19 protein-coding genes and 1 other annotated feature are annotated in these 15,680 nt (G+C 44.0%); of the genes, 15 read left to right on the forward strand and 4 right to left on the reverse strand.

Translation table 11 applies throughout. The annotated features are described in order from the left end of the window. Positions 1 to 587 precede the first annotated feature (587 nt). The 8 genes from EDD73_RS13840 (at position 588) to EDD73_RS13875 (ending at position 7,315) form a co-directional block, all read left to right on the forward strand. Positions 588 to 920: a transposase gene (locus EDD73_RS13840; RefSeq protein WP_131920907.1), complete on the forward strand. Its 333-nt coding sequence runs from the start codon at positions 588 to 590 to the stop codon at positions 918 to 920. Positions 921 to 931: 11 nt separating this feature from the next. Further along, the gene (locus tag EDD73_RS13845) at positions 932 to 1,849 is read left to right on the forward strand and encodes an IS3 family transposase (protein ID WP_264672945.1); all 918 of its coding nucleotides are present in this window, start codon (positions 932 to 934) and stop codon (positions 1,847 to 1,849) included. A gap of 279 nt (positions 1,850 to 2,128) precedes the next feature. Then, a complete protein-coding gene (locus EDD73_RS13850) occupies positions 2,129 to 2,659 on the forward strand; it encodes a LamG domain-containing protein (RefSeq protein WP_131920911.1) in 531 nt (176 codons plus the stop codon). Positions 2,660 to 2,838: 179 nt separating this feature from the next. After that, positions 2,839 to 3,192: a cupin domain-containing protein gene (locus EDD73_RS13855; RefSeq protein ID WP_131920913.1), complete on the forward strand. Its 354-nt coding sequence runs from the start codon at positions 2,839 to 2,841 to the stop codon at positions 3,190 to 3,192. Between the two features lie 198 nt (positions 3,193 to 3,390). Beyond that, positions 3,391 to 3,921 (forward strand): DUF6143 family protein, encoded by a 531-nt coding sequence (locus tag EDD73_RS13860; protein WP_131920915.1) that lies wholly within the window; start codon positions 3,391 to 3,393, stop codon positions 3,919 to 3,921. A gap of 29 nt (positions 3,922 to 3,950) precedes the next feature. After that, positions 3,951 to 4,679, forward strand: coding sequence for a DUF6143 family protein (locus tag EDD73_RS13865; RefSeq protein WP_131920917.1), 729 nt, complete (start codon positions 3,951 to 3,953; stop codon positions 4,677 to 4,679). 201 nt (positions 4,680 to 4,880) lie between these two features. Further along, entirely contained in the window at positions 4,881 to 5,333 is a 453-nt protein-coding gene (dtd, locus tag EDD73_RS13870; RefSeq protein WP_131920919.1) for a D-aminoacyl-tRNA deacylase, read from the forward strand. An 86-nt stretch (positions 5,334 to 5,419) separates the two neighbouring features. Further along, positions 5,420 to 5,674 (forward strand) — a binding site (T-box leader). Positions 5,675 to 5,818: 144 nt separating this feature from the next. Continuing rightward, positions 5,819 to 7,315 (forward strand): 2-isopropylmalate synthase, encoded by a 1,497-nt coding sequence (locus EDD73_RS13875; protein WP_131920921.1) that lies wholly within the window; start codon positions 5,819 to 5,821, stop codon positions 7,313 to 7,315. A gap of 28 nt (positions 7,316 to 7,343) precedes the next feature. On the opposite strand, the gene EDD73_RS13880 is transcribed toward EDD73_RS13875, so the two are convergent. The 3 genes from EDD73_RS13880 to EDD73_RS13890 are packed head-to-tail and all read right to left on the reverse strand — an operon-like array spanning position 7,344 to position 8,719. Beyond that, a complete protein-coding gene (locus EDD73_RS13880; RefSeq protein WP_131920923.1) occupies positions 7,344 to 7,601 on the reverse strand; it encodes an alpha/beta-type small acid-soluble spore protein in 258 nt (85 codons plus the stop codon). Between the two features lie 23 nt (positions 7,602 to 7,624). Further along, on the reverse strand, positions 7,625 to 8,005 hold the full coding sequence (locus EDD73_RS13885) for a DUF4363 family protein (protein WP_131920925.1): 381 nt from the start codon (positions 8,003 to 8,005) through the stop codon (positions 7,625 to 7,627). Between the two features lie 27 nt (positions 8,006 to 8,032). Then, the gene (locus EDD73_RS13890) at positions 8,033 to 8,719 is read right to left on the reverse strand and encodes a DUF421 domain-containing protein (RefSeq protein WP_131920927.1); all 687 of its coding nucleotides are present in this window, start codon (positions 8,717 to 8,719) and stop codon (positions 8,033 to 8,035) included. Between the two features lie 242 nt (positions 8,720 to 8,961). Between EDD73_RS13890 and EDD73_RS13895 the strand changes: the two genes are divergently transcribed. The 7 genes from EDD73_RS13895 to EDD73_RS13925 all read left to right on the forward strand — a co-directional run bounded on the left by EDD73_RS13895 (position 8,962) and on the right by EDD73_RS13925 (position 15,251). Continuing rightward, on the forward strand, positions 8,962 to 9,255 hold the full coding sequence (locus EDD73_RS13895) for a tetratricopeptide repeat protein (protein ID WP_131920929.1): 294 nt from the start codon (positions 8,962 to 8,964) through the stop codon (positions 9,253 to 9,255). Positions 9,256 to 9,366: 111 nt separating this feature from the next. Next, the gene (locus EDD73_RS13900; protein WP_131920931.1) at positions 9,367 to 9,762 is read left to right on the forward strand and encodes a hypothetical protein; all 396 of its coding nucleotides are present in this window, start codon (positions 9,367 to 9,369) and stop codon (positions 9,760 to 9,762) included. 35 nt (positions 9,763 to 9,797) lie between these two features. After that, positions 9,798 to 11,633 (forward strand): TIR domain-containing protein, encoded by a 1,836-nt coding sequence (locus EDD73_RS13905; protein ID WP_131920933.1) that lies wholly within the window; start codon positions 9,798 to 9,800, stop codon positions 11,631 to 11,633. Between the two features lie 302 nt (positions 11,634 to 11,935). Next, positions 11,936 to 12,118, forward strand: a complete 183-nt coding sequence (locus EDD73_RS13910; RefSeq protein ID WP_131920935.1) for a hypothetical protein — start codon at positions 11,936 to 11,938, stop codon at positions 12,116 to 12,118. Positions 12,119 to 12,305: 187 nt separating this feature from the next. After that, positions 12,306 to 12,710, forward strand: a complete 405-nt coding sequence (locus tag EDD73_RS13915) for a bacteriohemerythrin (protein ID WP_131920937.1) — start codon at positions 12,306 to 12,308, stop codon at positions 12,708 to 12,710. Between the two features lie 314 nt (positions 12,711 to 13,024). Next, complete coding sequence (locus EDD73_RS13920; protein ID WP_320055192.1) at positions 13,025 to 13,618, forward strand: DDE-type integrase/transposase/recombinase; 594 nt, start codon at positions 13,025 to 13,027, stop codon at positions 13,616 to 13,618. 817 nt (positions 13,619 to 14,435) lie between these two features. Further along, positions 14,436 to 15,251: a methyl-accepting chemotaxis protein gene (locus EDD73_RS13925; protein ID WP_131920941.1), complete on the forward strand. Its 816-nt coding sequence runs from the start codon at positions 14,436 to 14,438 to the stop codon at positions 15,249 to 15,251. Between the two features lie 88 nt (positions 15,252 to 15,339). Here the strand turns inward: EDD73_RS13925 and EDD73_RS15505 are convergent, their stop codons facing one another. After that, entirely contained in the window at positions 15,340 to 15,513 is a 174-nt protein-coding gene (locus tag EDD73_RS15505) for a transposase domain-containing protein (protein ID WP_131920943.1), read from the reverse strand. Positions 15,514 to 15,680 lie beyond the last annotated feature (167 nt).

Genomic DNA, 15,680 nt, shown 5'->3' on the forward strand with positions numbered 1-15,680 from the left:
ATCAACGTATCCCATAGGCCGTCATGATTATAAAAGCTACCTTGGGGATCATCATCATATCGAAACATGGAGAAAACCTCGCTTTCGAATCGATCTTTTCTTCATTTGATTCGACAAGCGAAGCCAAAATACCTTTAAATGGCACAAAATACCATTGAATACTGAGTTTTATGAATCGACCCTTGGGATGCAGGGGTTTTTAGACAGACTCTTTTAGAAAGCAAAATTGGAATCGAGGTGATTTTTGCTGATGACTATATAGCCCCCTACATTCGTGGTCGGTTAACCATATATAGTAAAATTTATTCAATGGATTCACCACATTGAAAGTGGCCGCAAACCGATCCCAAGGTGGGAGAGGACCCTATATTGTGGATATTCCACATCATGATTGCAATAATCGTCGGAAACTGTTGTGAATCGAAGTTATTTTCTCGATTTATCTGGGGATTTAAGTAAACCAACGGATGAGATACATGTCTGCATTTAGCCAAATTTGGTTAACCGAACACGAATGTAGCCCCCTAATGTCATTTGAGTAATGCCCCTCTATTGAGTACAATGAAAATCAAATGGAGGGAACGCAAATGAGACGAGAACGATATCCAAAAGAAGTAAAAGAACAACTTATCAAAGAAGCGCTTGAGGTCGGTAATGCCACGCAAGTGGCACGGAGGCATGGCATTGATCCCAAACGGTTGGATTATTGGATTAGCGCAGCCAAACATAAAAGTTTTCAAGAAACCCCTGCAGACGCCAAGAAAGTGACGGCCTATGTACCGTCATCGCAAGAGTTTAGTCAACTGGAGTCTGAAAACGCAGCACTGAAAAAGCTGCTTGGGGAGAAAGCGTTAGAAATTCAAATCCTGCAGGATTTAGTAAAAAAGACGAACCCGGGCTATCGGAGAAACTGGAAGTAGCCGATCATTGGATAGCCCGGAACCAAGCCAGTACCGCGTTGATTCTACGCACGATCGGCATTAAGGAAGCTACCTATTATGCACGCCGTCAACGACTTCAAAAAGGAAATCAAGCACGTACGTACCGTGGCGGCCGACCGCAGCCAGGGTATTCATGGACCACTGACGGAAAGCGCATCAGCGATGAGCAAATCAAGGAATATTTGATGGAACTGATGGCCGGTGAAGAAAGCGCCTATGGATACCGAAAACTGCGAATTTGCCTCCAACGGAAGCATCAACTCATCATCAACAAGAAAAAGACATACCGGTTATGCAAAGAATTGGATATTTTAATGCCGCAACGGCAAACGAAGCCCCGCTACCCACGCCGGATTGCACGTAATCGAACCATCCACCGTTCGAATGAACTATGGGAACTGGATATCAAATATGGGTATATCGCCGGGGAAGATCGATTCTTTTACCTGATGGCCGTCCTCGATGTGTACGATCGAAGCGTCATTGACTACCATATCGGATTAAACTGTGAAGGCAAGCATGCAGCACAGACGCTTCAACGCGCCCTTTGGAAGCGAAAAGTCTACCAAACGGAGAAAAAACCGGTGATACGGACCGATAACGGCCCACAATTCATCAGCCGTATTTTTGAAGAAACCTGCGAACACTGCCAAGTGGAACATGAACGAATCCCGCCCAAGACGCCGAACCTGAATGCCCATATCGAGTCGTTTCACGCGTCGCTGGAGCGTGATTGCTACCAGAAGCATGAATTTACGACATATCACGATGCCTATCAAATCGTCACTGAATACATCGACTTTTACAATCAGCGGAGAATCCACGGAAGTCTGTACGATCTGCCGCCGGCAACGTTTCGTCGCCAAGTTGCAGCAAGACAAGTTCCTTCGTTCACCGTTACCTTGTAGTGACGATCCATGAAGTAGCAGGCCAAGCCGCAAACCCCGACGTCGACCGCCTAACGAGCCGTACTTCATACCGATGGGCGACGGTCAAGGGACGCCGTAGGCGGGGCGTATGCCCTTGCCCTTGAACGACGGCGATCGGTATGAGACCCTCTGAGCGGCGGTGACGGTGGGCTGAAACCCCAGGAACTTGCAACTTTTTAGGATGCTACGAAAAACGACGAATAAGGGGTCTGCGCTCTAGAATTAGGGGGTTGAACCGACGACGGTACGGTGGAGCAATTGCGCCTTAACAAAGGACCGGACGGTTCCCCTTCTCTTGAAGTGAAGGATATGAGCAATGTGGTCAAGGTTCGGGCGAGCGAGAGCTTGAACAGTGTCGATACTTGGCAGCGTTATACCGTTTCCTTGTGGCTTTATTTGAACCCCGTTGACCGGGCGATGTCGCGAGGGTACATCAAGTGGGGCGGGTTTAAGTTATATCTCAATGATCCGCGGCAGTTTGTTGCCTTTGCCAATCTCGGCTATATGCATTTGCCGCAGGTAGTGATACCGGAAAACAAGTGGGTGCACATCGTCACCGTTTTGGACGGCGTTTTCTTTCGTGTTTATGTTGACGGTGAGTTTGTCGCTTCCTCTTTTGTGGGGGTTCAGAATTTTATCACGCAAGATGATTTGTTGCTGGGGGCACCCAATGAGACGTGGATTAAACCGATCGATGGCCGGCTGGATGATGTGCGAATCTATCGCCGGGTGCTGACGATCGATGAGATCCGGCGGCTGGGGAACCTGAAAACTAATTATTCGTCCTAAAGAAACGGAAGAAAATATCATCTGACCAATACTTTGCTGAAGCATCAAGAACAAGCAAATGGGGCAAACTTAAGTAGAAAAAATCCGGTAAAAATCGAATCGAATCATTGTAAAGATAACGTTATAATGAAAAATACAATCGTAGGTAGGCGTATCGAAGAGAGGGTAGGAGAGTGGTTATGGAAAAATTCCATTCAAGTAGCCATAGTGTCTACAAAAAAACCAGTGAAGATTATTTGAAACTATCTGAAGGTATTACCCGAAAAACTCTCGTTTACGGAGAGAAAACACTGTTAACTGAATTCCAACTTCAAAAGGGAAAAGAACTTCCACGACATCAACATCCACATGAGCAAACAGGATACCTAATATCAGGAAAAATCGTTCTTATCATTGGCCAAGAAGAATATCAGATTTCCCCCGGAGATAGCTGGTGTATACCCGGAAACGTTGAACATAAAGCGATTGTCCTTGAAGATGCTGTGGCGATCGAAGTGTTCTCCCCAGTAAGAGAAGACTATATTCATTCGTAGGCAACAGAAATGACAGCTTGGCCAGATTGGTCAGGCTGTTTTTGTTTTGAGGTGAGCATGACGTTCTGAACATTCCATAACAGTAACCGGCGGCATATTTAAAATGAGGATCTTTGCTCGCGTTACCGGCGCCGCTCGGAGGAATTCGCTAATCCCCAAGCGGTTGGTTTCAAGCGATGTTGTGGAGGAGGACGCTGTATGTTGGAAAAGCCGATTCAGGTCGTGGACATAACAAATCCGACGCTACAGTCCATTTTAGGCAACTATTTCATTGGTCAAACTGAGGAGATGGCGATCGCAGGTAATAACCATGGGTGGGCAGCGTTGAAAAACCCTATCCATTCGGGAGTTAACCTGTTTTTTGATATTTTTACGATTACCAATTATTGGGGAACACCTATCACCGCTGAAATCTGGCTGAATCCCAAGTTGCCCGGGCTGGGCATGCCAACGCCCTATGTTACGCCGGCCAATCTGACTATCAGCCCACCGCCGAAACCCAAAGTGAAACTGCTATTTGCAAGCCCGGTACCGGGTAGGCCGACCGGTGGGATCAACGTTTTTGACAGAATTGTAACTCCCTATTCAACCTTGGTCAGCGATTCAAGTAAGGGTGGCATCATCCTTGGTCCTGGGGACGTTTTTGCCGTTTTTTTACGGCCACAGGGCGAACAGAAAATACCGGTGCGTGTTGTGTTTTCCTGGTGGGAGGAAAAAGTGCAGAATTAATTCCAAGGCAGTTGAAGGTGGGGTGCATGATGAACTTAGATATCTTTCGCAAGATTAACAAAATCAATCGGAAGGTTCTAGGCAGGATCAATCAACTTGTTCCGGCAAATCCATTCGGTATAACCAATCGAAACCGTCCTATCGGTCCATCGGATCAACTCAATCCGTTGGGGCCGATGGAACGACCCGATCAACTCAATCTACCTGTGAAGGTTGTTGATTGGACATTCTCCGTATGGGAGACGTTGCTAGGCAACTATTTTTTTGGTCAGACAGAAATGTTGACCTTTGGCGATGGTTATAACGCCTGGGGGGCACTGATCAATCCTACTGACTCCGGTGTCGATATGTTCTGGAATGTCTATACCTTTTCGAACTTCTCCTCTCAGCCTTTTACCGCTGAAGTTTGGGCGAACAGCATGCCGCCTGGCCAGGGAATTGTATCGAAGAATATCGCTTCGGCAAACCAGATGCTTAATCCACCGCCGATGCCGAAAATAACCTTGCAGTATGGTGATCGTGTTTTGCAGTCGCCCACGCAAGGGATTTATGCATTCACCCGCATAGTTGAACCAAAAGCCACGTTGACGAGGCATGATTTTCAGGGCATGATCATTATCCCGCCGGGAGGTTCCGTCATTACGTACCTGCGATCGCCCGGCAAAGGCAACATCCAATCGAGAATTGCTTTTGGTTGGTGGGAGCAGGATAGTTCGATCAACCGGGAAATGGTTAAGAAATTGACTGCAAAGGCGTAAGTTCCCCATAGATTAGTAATTTTCTTAATAATGACCATCGAGAGAAGGAATAAATAAGAACAGTACGCTGTAGAAGATGACAGCAGACGTAATAGGGTCTGCTGTTTTTGCTTGCATGGAGAGAGCAGTTTCTTTGCGTTATACTTGCCTGCTATGATATAAGATAACAAAAATACATAAGTGCCAGGAGGAAAGCAGAATATGCGAGCAGTGATTCAAAGAGTAAAAAGAGCACAAGTTTCAGTCGATGGAGAAGTGGTTTCGAAAATAGGGAAGGGTCTACTGGTGCTTATCGGGGTCGGCAATAAAGATACCCACGCTGCCGCTGATTATATCGCTGAAAAAATTATCAATTTGAGGATTTTTGAAGATGCTCACGAGAAGATGAATTTATCGTTGAAAGATATAAGCGGAGAGCTATTGGTCGTTTCTCAGTTCACTTTATATGGTGATTGTCGCAAAGGGAAAAGACCTTCTTTTACTGATTCAGCCAGGCCGGATATCGCGAAATCGATTTTTGATTATTTACTGGATAAGTTGAGTCATTTGGGTGTTACCAATGTGCAATCCGGGGTTTTTGCTGCCCATATGGATGTCGAGTTGATCAATGATGGACCGGTGACCATTTTGATCGACAGCGACAAAGCATTTTAGTTTCGAATCCGAATCCTGAGGCTATTAAAAAAGCATTGACAATTCCGGAACCGGAACGTAAACTACTCTTAAATTAATCATACTTCGAAATGACGATGACGGGGAATAGTAAACATTCTCGCAGGTTCAGAGAGCCGCTGGGTGGTGCGAAGCGGTCGAAGCGAAAGGTTGAACTCTCCCTTGAGTTGCTGACCGAAATCGTAAGAGAGTAGGCTCGGACGGAAACTTCCACCGTTACAAGGAAGGGGATATCGGAACGTTGTTCCCGCATCCTTACGAGTGAACAGTGTTATACTGTTAATTTGAGTGGTACCACGGAGGATTACCCCTTCGTCTCAATGATCATTGAGGCGAAGGGGTTTTTTGTTTTGCCCGAAAGGAGGTGGTTGAAATGGAAGCCGACCTAGGAGACCTTCCGCTACAACGAATGATTCAGGCTGCCCAAAAAGCGTTACATTGGAAAACAAATGAGGAGGAACAGTCCTATGCGAAAGCTGTACATTTTCGACACAACCTTAAGAGATGGCGAACAGTCGTTAGGGATCACATTGAATGTTCATGAAAAACTGGAGATTGCCCGACAACTCGTTAAACTCGGTGTCGACATCATGGAAGTAGGTTTTCCGGCATCATCGCCCGGTGATTTTGAGTCGGTACAAACCATTGCCAAAGAGATCAAGGGAATTACCATTTGCGGCTTAACCCGCTGCGTCCAAAAGGATATCGACGTTTGTGCGGAGTCGTTGAAATACAGCGAGTCGCCGCGGATTCACACCGGTATTGCCGTATCGCCGCTGCACATGGCCAAAAAGCTTCGGCTGCAACCGGAGCAAGTCATTGAAGCTGCTGTCGCCGCCGTAAAACATGCCAAAAAATATGTACATGATGTCGAGTTCTATGCAGAAGATGCGTTTCGCAGTGACCGCCCGTTTCTCGCCAAAATCCTGGAAAGTGTTATCGCTGCCGGCGCGACGACCGTCAACATTCCCGATACCGTAGGCTATGCCACACCTTGGGAATATGGCGAACTGATCAGCTTTGCCAAAAACAACGTAAAAAACATCGACACTGTCAGAATCAGTGTCCATTGCCATAATGATTTGGGGATGGCTACGGCCAATTCGTTGGCCGGAATCGCTGCCGGCGCCGAACAGATCGAAGGTACGATCAACGGCATCGGTGAACGGGCCGGCAACACCTCGCTGGAAGAAGTGATCATGGCCATTTACACGCGGAAGCAACAGTACAATATCGATGTCAATATCAACACCAAAGAGATCGCCGCGACAAGCCGGTTGGTATCGGCTATCACCGGTGTTCCCGTACCTAGCCATAAGGCTATCGTCGGGGCTAATGCCTTTATGCATGCATCGGGCATTCACCAAGACGGTGTCTTGAAGGAGAAGCAGACGTATGAGATCATCGAGCCCGAAACCATCGGGGTGCCACGCAATGAAATCGTCCTGAGCGCCCGTTCCGGACGGGCGGCTTTGAAGCACCGCCTTGGGGAACTGGGTTATACAGTGGAAAAAGAACAGATTGATCCATTGTACGCGGAATTTTTGAAGCTGGCTGACAAGAAGAAGGAAATTTACGACGAAGATTTGCATGTATTGATGGGCTTTAATGTGGGCGGTGGCAAACGGATTCAAATCAAAAACCTGTCTGTGGTTACCAACGGAGTTGCCTCAGCTACCGCTACAGTAACGCTGGAACAAGCAGGAGAAACCTTGACGGATGCTGCTACCGGTAACGGTCCTGTCGACGCCGTGTTCAAAGCGATTGAACGGATTACCGGTAAAACGGTAAGGCTCATCGATTATCAGATCCGATCGGTCAGCCGAGGAAGTGAAGCTTTGGGCACGGCCACCGTAAAAATAGCCACGGCTGATCACCACGTTATCATCGGCCGAGGTTCAAGTACAGATATTATCGAATCAAGTGCCAAAGCCTATGCCGATGCTCTCTCGAAAATAAATTAAGAATCAGATCAAAGTAAGGAAGGCACGATTAGCCTTCCTTACTTTGATCAACATCAACAACGTTTTGATCGTTCTGAATTAACAATTCTTCGGCCCGGCGGACCATATTCTTGACCATCGAGCCACCGATCCGGCCGCCAACTTTACCACATTCGGATGGGGTCAAAGCGCCCCAGTAATCATTTTGGATGCGGGGAGTTAATCCGAGTTCCTCAGCTACCTCATACTTAAATTGGTCGCGTACATCTTGCGGAAAAATCTTTTTTTCACTATAAAACTGTGCCAAAATGTCTAGCCCCTTTCAATCTACTATAAGATATTCTTTAAGCTGATTGCCTCTTTTTCGGGAATGTGCTTAAGCATGAGTCGTAACTCTGATAATTGGCCCAATGATAGTGCCCGGTTTTGACTAGCCACATATTCTTGAACTCGTGCTAAAGCAAATTCAATGTTGTCGATTTCCTGATGAAGCATCACCATATTCCACCATTTTGCTTGAGTGCTCCATTTTTCTTGTAGATCGCTTGTATCTGTAGACGCTGATTGCCATTGATCTTGCTCCACCTCCTGATGAATCTGCTCAACATGCTGGAGGAGCGCTTCTGTATCGCTGTCCAAGCGATGATCAACCCAGATTCCTAGTCCGACTGTCGCGATAAACGCTATCAAAAGACCAATCAACAATCGCATGGTATTCTCTTCCTTTCCAGACTAAAGTCATTGCTTTAAGGACTTTGATTTCAATTGATAATAAAGTTTGCCTTCCGTATCAATACTGGCAAAAAATACATCTTCAAAATGGGCTACATTAAATTTACTTAATTCGGTTTTTAACCACTGTTCAGTTAAGTTGACTTTGTCCAGATTCTTCTGCAGAACTTGTCCATCAATAATTAAAGATACGGGAACACCTTCATAAGGTGTAGAAAGTCCTAGATCGGATGGTGTAACCGGTCGTTTTTGCGACTTAGGGATCACGTTTAATTGCCCGCCTGTCTCTAGGATGGCAAATTCAACGTCAGCAAGGTTGGCCACGTCTTTGCTCCGAATTTGTTCGAGTAAATCGTTGACGTTATAACGTAACCGGGCTAGTTCTTGTTCGACAATCTTACCGTTCTCGACGAGTATGCTTGGCGTACCGCAAATAATCCCACGGGCACTTTCACTTTTCATGGAAATATAAGACAGGGATACCTGCATCAACAACAAGGTTAAAATCGGGATGATTCCACCGTAGATGGGGATGTCGATATTCTCCATAGGAATCGCAGCGAGTTCCGAGATTAAAATGATTACAACCAACTCGTAGGGCTGTAATTGACCGATCTGCCGTTTACCCAGAAGACGCAATCCGATAACCACTACTGAAAATAGGATGATGGTTCGAATAATCGTCAAAATCATGGCGAATCTTTCTCCTTATGTCTTGCTTAGCATGTTTATTACTCCTAAGATGCGGCGGAGAAAGCTATGGTATACCGTTTATTTTTTTCCATTAAAATATAAAATCCATTTTTTCTTTTATTATCCAAAATGGATAATAAATATATTAGATATAATTACGATTTGGTGACTTTTGGTATTCAAGGGGGTTAGAATAAGTTATAATAAGGATAAGTGATTTGAGGTGTCGGGATGAAAAGCATATGATTTTAAATTATGAACTTGAGCAACTTTATCGCATGTATGAACATGAAAGCAATTTAGCCAAGATTGCTGAAGCATATTTCCTAGCAGCAAATATGGGCAATGCGACCGCCCAATTTCATTTGGCCTTATTGTATGCTTACGGAATCGGTGTTGTACAAAATAACGCCAAAGCAGAGGAGTGGTACCGAAAAGCCGCTTTACAGGGACACGCCGACGCACAGCATCATTTAGTAATCTTGTTGACGGAAAAAGAATTACAAAAATCAAGCGAAGGTTTACAGCGTGATTGACCATGATCACGCTGTTTTTTTACTACTACTTTAAGTTATACTTAAGTCAAGAAAGTACTTAAGCAGAGAGTAGACGGAGCTAAACTTTAATATGGTAAAGGAGGAGAAAAGATGATCAAGCAAAAAATAATTAAAATACTGCTGTTTGTGGCGGTTCTGGCGATTGGTATCGGTGTTGTTGCTACATCTTTTTCGCAATCAAAGATTGATCCAGAGCAAGCAGAACAACCTGAACAACCTGAACAACCTCAATCTATCACGGAGCAGGTTGCTTCTGTACAACCAGAGAGTGATAACACATTAACCGATGTAGGCTTATACCAAGGACGGGAAGATAATAATTTCATCGAAGTAAAAATTAATGGCGATTTCAAAGTTTTGATGCTTTCTGCGGAGTTAAGGGGAAATTTTGAACAACTAAATCTTCAGTTTAATGATCTAATTAAGTTTACTTACGTTCATGATAAGAATGGACAATCAGTCATTGTAAAATTAGAGAAACGCTGAATCTTTCTTAAGAGGAATGCTATGGGGGGTAGATTATGAAAAAAATCTGGGACGTTTTTATATTTTATTCTGCAGAAGATAAAGGAACCATTGCGGAACCGCTGGCCAGATCATTGATGAAAATGGGTGTGACCGTTTGGTTCGAGAACTTTACGCTGAAAACAGGCAATAGCTTCCGTAAATCGATAGAACCTGGATTAGCAAAATCAAAGTATGGAATTGTTATAATTAGCAAAAGCTTTCTGAAAAAAGCATGGAAACAAAAAGGATTTAATGATCTTATTACTAAAGAAGTTTGCAATAATAAAATTATTATTCCTGTATGGCATGAAATCAAATATGAAGAAGTCTTAAAATTTTCGCTTTCTTTAGCTGACCAATCTGCAGTTACTACATCAGAAGGTGTAGAGCAGATTGCAAAACAAATTATCGAACTTATTCAGTCATCTGTTTCGGTTGTCAACGAAGTGAAGCAGGCAGAATCAGCACCCTATACTAAGGAAATGCAAGGAGATGTTTACCGTCAATGTCATCTAGGATGGGCATACTTGACTGGAGAAGGGGTCACAAAAGATGAAGTTAAAGCGGTTGAATACTATCGCAATGCCGCTGAACAAGGGTATGATGCCGCACAATATAGCCTTGGCGTGATGTACCAAAATGGGACTGGAATAGCGAAAGACGAGAAAAAAGCTGTGGAGTGGTACCGAAAAGCGGCGACCCAAGGTTATACAAAGGCACAATATAGCCTTGGTGTGATGTATGCTACTGGACTCGGTGTAACAAAAGACGAGAAAAAAGCTGTGGAATGGTATCAAAAAGCAGCTGATCAGGGAATGGCGGAAGCGCAAATAAACCTTGGATGGATGTATCAAAATGGGTTCGGTATAACGAAAGATGAAACAAAAGCTGTAGAATGGTATCAAAAAGCAGCTAAGCAGGGCCATGATGCCGCACAATATAGTCTAGGTTTTATGTATCAAAATGGTCTGGGCGTAGTCAAAGATGAAGCGAAGGCGATGGAGTGGTACCGTAAAGCAGCAGAGCAAGGCTATGCGAAGGCTCAATTTAACCTTGGTCAGATATATGAAAATGGAAAAAGTGCCGTTCAAGATGTAGTAAAAGCGGTGAATTGGTACCGCAAAGCAGCCGAGCAGGGGGTTGCCGAAGCTCAATACAATCTTGGATGGATGTATCAAAATGGACTCGGTATAACTCTGAACGAAGCAGAAGCTGTAAAGTGGTACAAGAAGGCCGCAGAGCAGGGGAATCCCAAGGCACAATGTAACCTTGCCTTGATGTACGAATATGGAAAAGGAATAACTAAGAACGAAGCGCAAGCTGTTTACTGGTATGAAAAAGCGGCAAAACAAGGGGATGCTTCCGCTCAATATTACCTTGGATTAATGTTGAGTAATGGCAGAGGGGCACCGAAAAATGAAGTGAAAGCCGTGGACTGGTACCGGAAAGCGTCAGAACAGGGCCACGTTTTTGCTCAGTACAATCTTGGTTTAATGTACGAATACGGAAAAGGCATAGCGAAGAACAATGCTCAAGCTTTTGAGTGGTATCAAAAGGCAGCGAATTTGGGATATGCCGATGCTCAGTTTAATTTGGCCATGATGTATAAAAATGGGGTAGCGGTTGAAATAAACAATGAAAAAGCTATCGAATGGCTCAATAAAGCTGCTCAAGTAGGAAAGGCGTCAGCCCAATATCAGCTTGGTTGGATGCTGGAACATGGAAAAGGGATAAGCAAAGACCTATCGAATGCGATTCAGTGGTATCGTAAAGCAGCAGAAAAACATGACGAAGACGCTCTAAGTGCTCTGCAACGTCTCGGATATCACACTACAATTAAAAGGCACTGAGGCTATCTTGATTGACAAATCAGCGAATCTTGGTAAAAATCTTGTCTCGGGCGTTGCGATTTCCAATTATTACCATAACATAGACCAACCGGTGGTAATCAACCGGAATATTTAATGAAAGAGGTTATGGTATGTCTCGAAAACGCAAATCCGGAGCTAGTTTAACCCCTTACAGTAACATGGCTCGTAAACGAAGCTATGGAGTTAGTACCGGAGCCTACACCCCTTCAGTAGTTTCACAAGACGCAGGACTGTTTCAAGTAGCTCAAGAGACACCGTGTTCGGTTCAAGGTGGTATCCAATTGTTACGGATTTATATTCCGGCCGGCGCGGAGATCAGTTTGCTTGGGCTCTTACAAGTGCTTTCGCCCAGCGGAATATGCTTGATTGTTCGTATCCCCCCGATGACCGGAAGTAATGGAACACTACAAAGCTTAATTCAACAAGTTCAAGCTGTGGGCGGTACCGTTGAGCTTGCTCAATAGTAGCAAATAAGTCGCAAGCAACGTAATCGATTAAGTTTCTGATTAACCTTTAAAATGTAAGAGGCACAGGACTGAAAACTTTTCCTGTGCCTTTTTCTTCTTTAAAAGAGGGCCTTGTTTTATTTCCCCGATACCTTTATTATGAATTTAATTGATTGAACGTTTATTTTAGGAAGAGGGTTATTATATGTTTAAATGGGATGAAAAGTATAAAATTGGTATCTGGCAGATTGATGAACAACATCAAGAACTGTTTCGGATTGCCGGTCAAGCCTATAATTTACTCAACGAAACTAGGGAAGATAAATTTGATGACATTATCGAAGTAATTAAGGAGTTACAGCGATATACAGTATATCACTTTAACACCGAAGAAGGCTTTATGACGGAACATAACTATGATGGTTTTCGTGTCCAAAAGCAACAACATGGTGAGTTTGTTAATAAAATATATTCTATAGAAGCAGAACAAATAAACGAAGATCAAGAGGATTTTATTCTTGGTTTGCTTTGTTATGTTTCGGAATGGTTAATAAATCATATTTTAGAAGAAGATATGAAGATGGTTAAATTAAAAAGACTTAGGGCATAATATTAATAGTGTCAGTAAAAGTACGTAATAGAGTAATCTGCTACGTACTTTTATTCGTCCCCGTCCCGCGAATCAATCAAGAGCGCCAAGCGGTGCTAACGACCGTCAATCAACCCGAATATGCCAGTTTGCCTCCTTCGCAAATCGTTCCTGATCTCGCGGACAAAGGTCGGTATCTTGCATCGGAATCGACGTTCTATCGCATTCTCCGCGCACATAACCAGCAACATGATCGCGGACGAAGCAAATCCCCCGTAAAGCGTGTGCCTGCGACGCATATTGCCAAGGGACCAAACCAAGTATGGACGTAGGATATTACCTGGTTACCAGGTCCAGTGCAGGGAATGCATTACCGGCTTTATTTGATTGTCGATATCTACAGCCGAAAGATCGTCGGATGGGAAATCTGGGAAACGGAAACCGGCTTTCATGCATCGACCCTGATCAAAAAGGCAGTGATTGCCGAAAAAATCAAAGGCCAGCCCTTGGTACTGCACTCGGACAACGGCAGCCCCATGAAAGCAGCGACATTTCGCTCTCTCTTGGAAAAGCTGGGCATCACATCGTCCTTCTCACGACCGCGAGTAAGCAATGACAATGCATTCTCGGAGGCGTTGTTCCGTACGTGCAAGTATCGTCCCGATTTCCCGTATCAAGGATTTTCGTCCATCGCAGCAGCACGTGCATGGGTAAAGAAGTTTGTGAATTGGTATAACCAAAAACATCATCACAGTGGCTTACAATTCGTTACACCCGGTCAGCGCCATGACGGAAGTGACCGTAATATCCTTGCTCAGCGGCGAGCCGTGTACGAACGTGCGCGGCAACGGCATCCAGAGCGTTGGGCCAGGCATACACGTCATTGGACACTCCCGGATACAGTAGCCCTCAACTCGATCAAGCAGTAATTTCGTCGTGTTGTTTCCGTTTCTTCGATTACCGTCTACCGTCACCCTCGCCCACGTCCTCACTCTCCATGCCGTCACGCCCGTCAAGGCTTGCTGTTTTCCTTGTCTCAGGGGGGGCAAGGTGTCATTTCTGGACTTATTGCTCTTTCCAATTAGCTATATTTACGACAACTACCTTGACAAACACCGCAACCATTGCAGCGTAATCAACCCGATTACGCTGTTTTCTTTGCTACGACATCAATCGCTGCCGACCATCGTCTTAAAACTGCCCCACACGTCGCCCATTACGCCCACTGAAATCTCGCCCTAAACCGTTTCCTCCAGTAACTCCGCTGCATCGAACCTGCGCCATCCTATGGCCACACGTGGGGGATGGGGTAAAAGTGGGGGGAGGAAGTCAACAAAAAAAGCGTGTATCTATAGTGAAAACACGCTAAAATCTCGTCTTTAATTGATGACTCTGTGTAGATGTCGTAATAATTCTCGGTTAAATAATCTGTAAACGCGGAATTAGAAACTTCAACTTCCATAACCGTCCCACCAGAGATATTTAGATGAATTTTATAAAAAATCAAAAAGTTCATGAAATAAACACGATGTTATGTTAAAATTAAGTGGTAAAATATATAACTTAATTTTAACTATTTGTCATCAAAGGGTTTTGTGGTAAAAAAGACAATTGTTATTTCGTTTTCATAACTGTCGAGGGGGCTTCGTATGGTGAATTAAAGAAATATATGAAATAATAAGTATAATATTTTATTATGTACACTAGAAGGAGATATTTATAATAATACTGTGGGGAGATAAGTAAATGTCTATGTTGGATAATATAATCTTATATGCTAAATTTTTTCAAATATTAAATCCTATGGACTCATGCATAATAATAACCAACCATGAAGGTACAGTAGTTTGTTTCGTTCCCTCAAATACGTTTAATTTAAATTTAAGTGTGGGCTCTAAGGTAGCGCCGGAAGGCTCGATTGCTAGAACCCTTAAAACCAAAAGTGTAGAACGGCAGACATTACCCAAGAAAATTTATGGGGCTCCAATTAAAGCTATTAGTATACCGCTTTTAGAAGAGGGAGTATTTGTTGGTGTATTAGCTACTGCAACCAGTTTAATTGCTCAAGAGAATTTAGAAAACGCAGCCCATACGATTGCTGCGACCTCGGAGCAAATTAATGCGACAACCCAAGAATTAGCTGGATCCGCTACCGAATTGGCGAATCATCTTGCAGGCTTGACAAGTCGCGGTGAAAATATTGTAAGCCAAATCAAAAAAACTGATGAAATATTACGTTTTGTTAGTGATGTTGCAGTCAACTCAAATTTGCTTGGATTAAATGCCGCAATTGAAGCGGCTAGAGCTGGCGAACACGGACGTGGATTTTCTGTTGTTGCTGAAGAGATTCGAAAAATGGCTGATAATAGTGGAAAAGCAGTCAAAGATATTAATCAGATACTTCTCGCAATACAAAAAGATGTTAAAAACATGGTTCAAGTTGTACAAGAAACTTCAATTATTGGAGAAAGGCAAGCCTCTGCTTCTGAAGAAATCTCGGCTTCCATGGATCAGTTAGTAACAGTTGCAGACAATATTGAAAAATTAGCTACGCTTATTTAATTGTAAGCGCTTAATCTTCTGGTGCATTGCAAAACAAATCCCGGTACGAACTCGATGTTTCGTACCGGGATTTTGCATGTACGTTAACCTACTTTACTTTTCGACAGTAATCTGGCAGCTTCTCCGACCATGGCATAAAATCTGCAAGCAGCGAGGGATCTGCCTTGAAATCAACGCCTGGCAATTGGCTCAGAAGATGTACCAGGTACATAAACACATTCAGGTTGTTGGCTTTTGCCGTTTCCACAATGCTGTACACCACGGCGCTCGCGGTGGCCCCTTTCGTCGTGTCGGCGAAGAGCCATCCTTTTCGGTTATGTGCTGCGGAACATAACCGAAATTATGTGCTCACTTCATTTATGCGCTTACCAAATTATAATGTAGAAAATATCGCCTAATTATCACTTCGGTCCAGTCTATTAACATCTT

The organism is Heliophilum fasciatum (assembly GCF_004341395.1).
Taxonomy (GTDB): Bacteria; Bacillota; Desulfitobacteriia; order Heliobacteriales; family Heliobacteriaceae; genus Heliophilum; species Heliophilum fasciatum.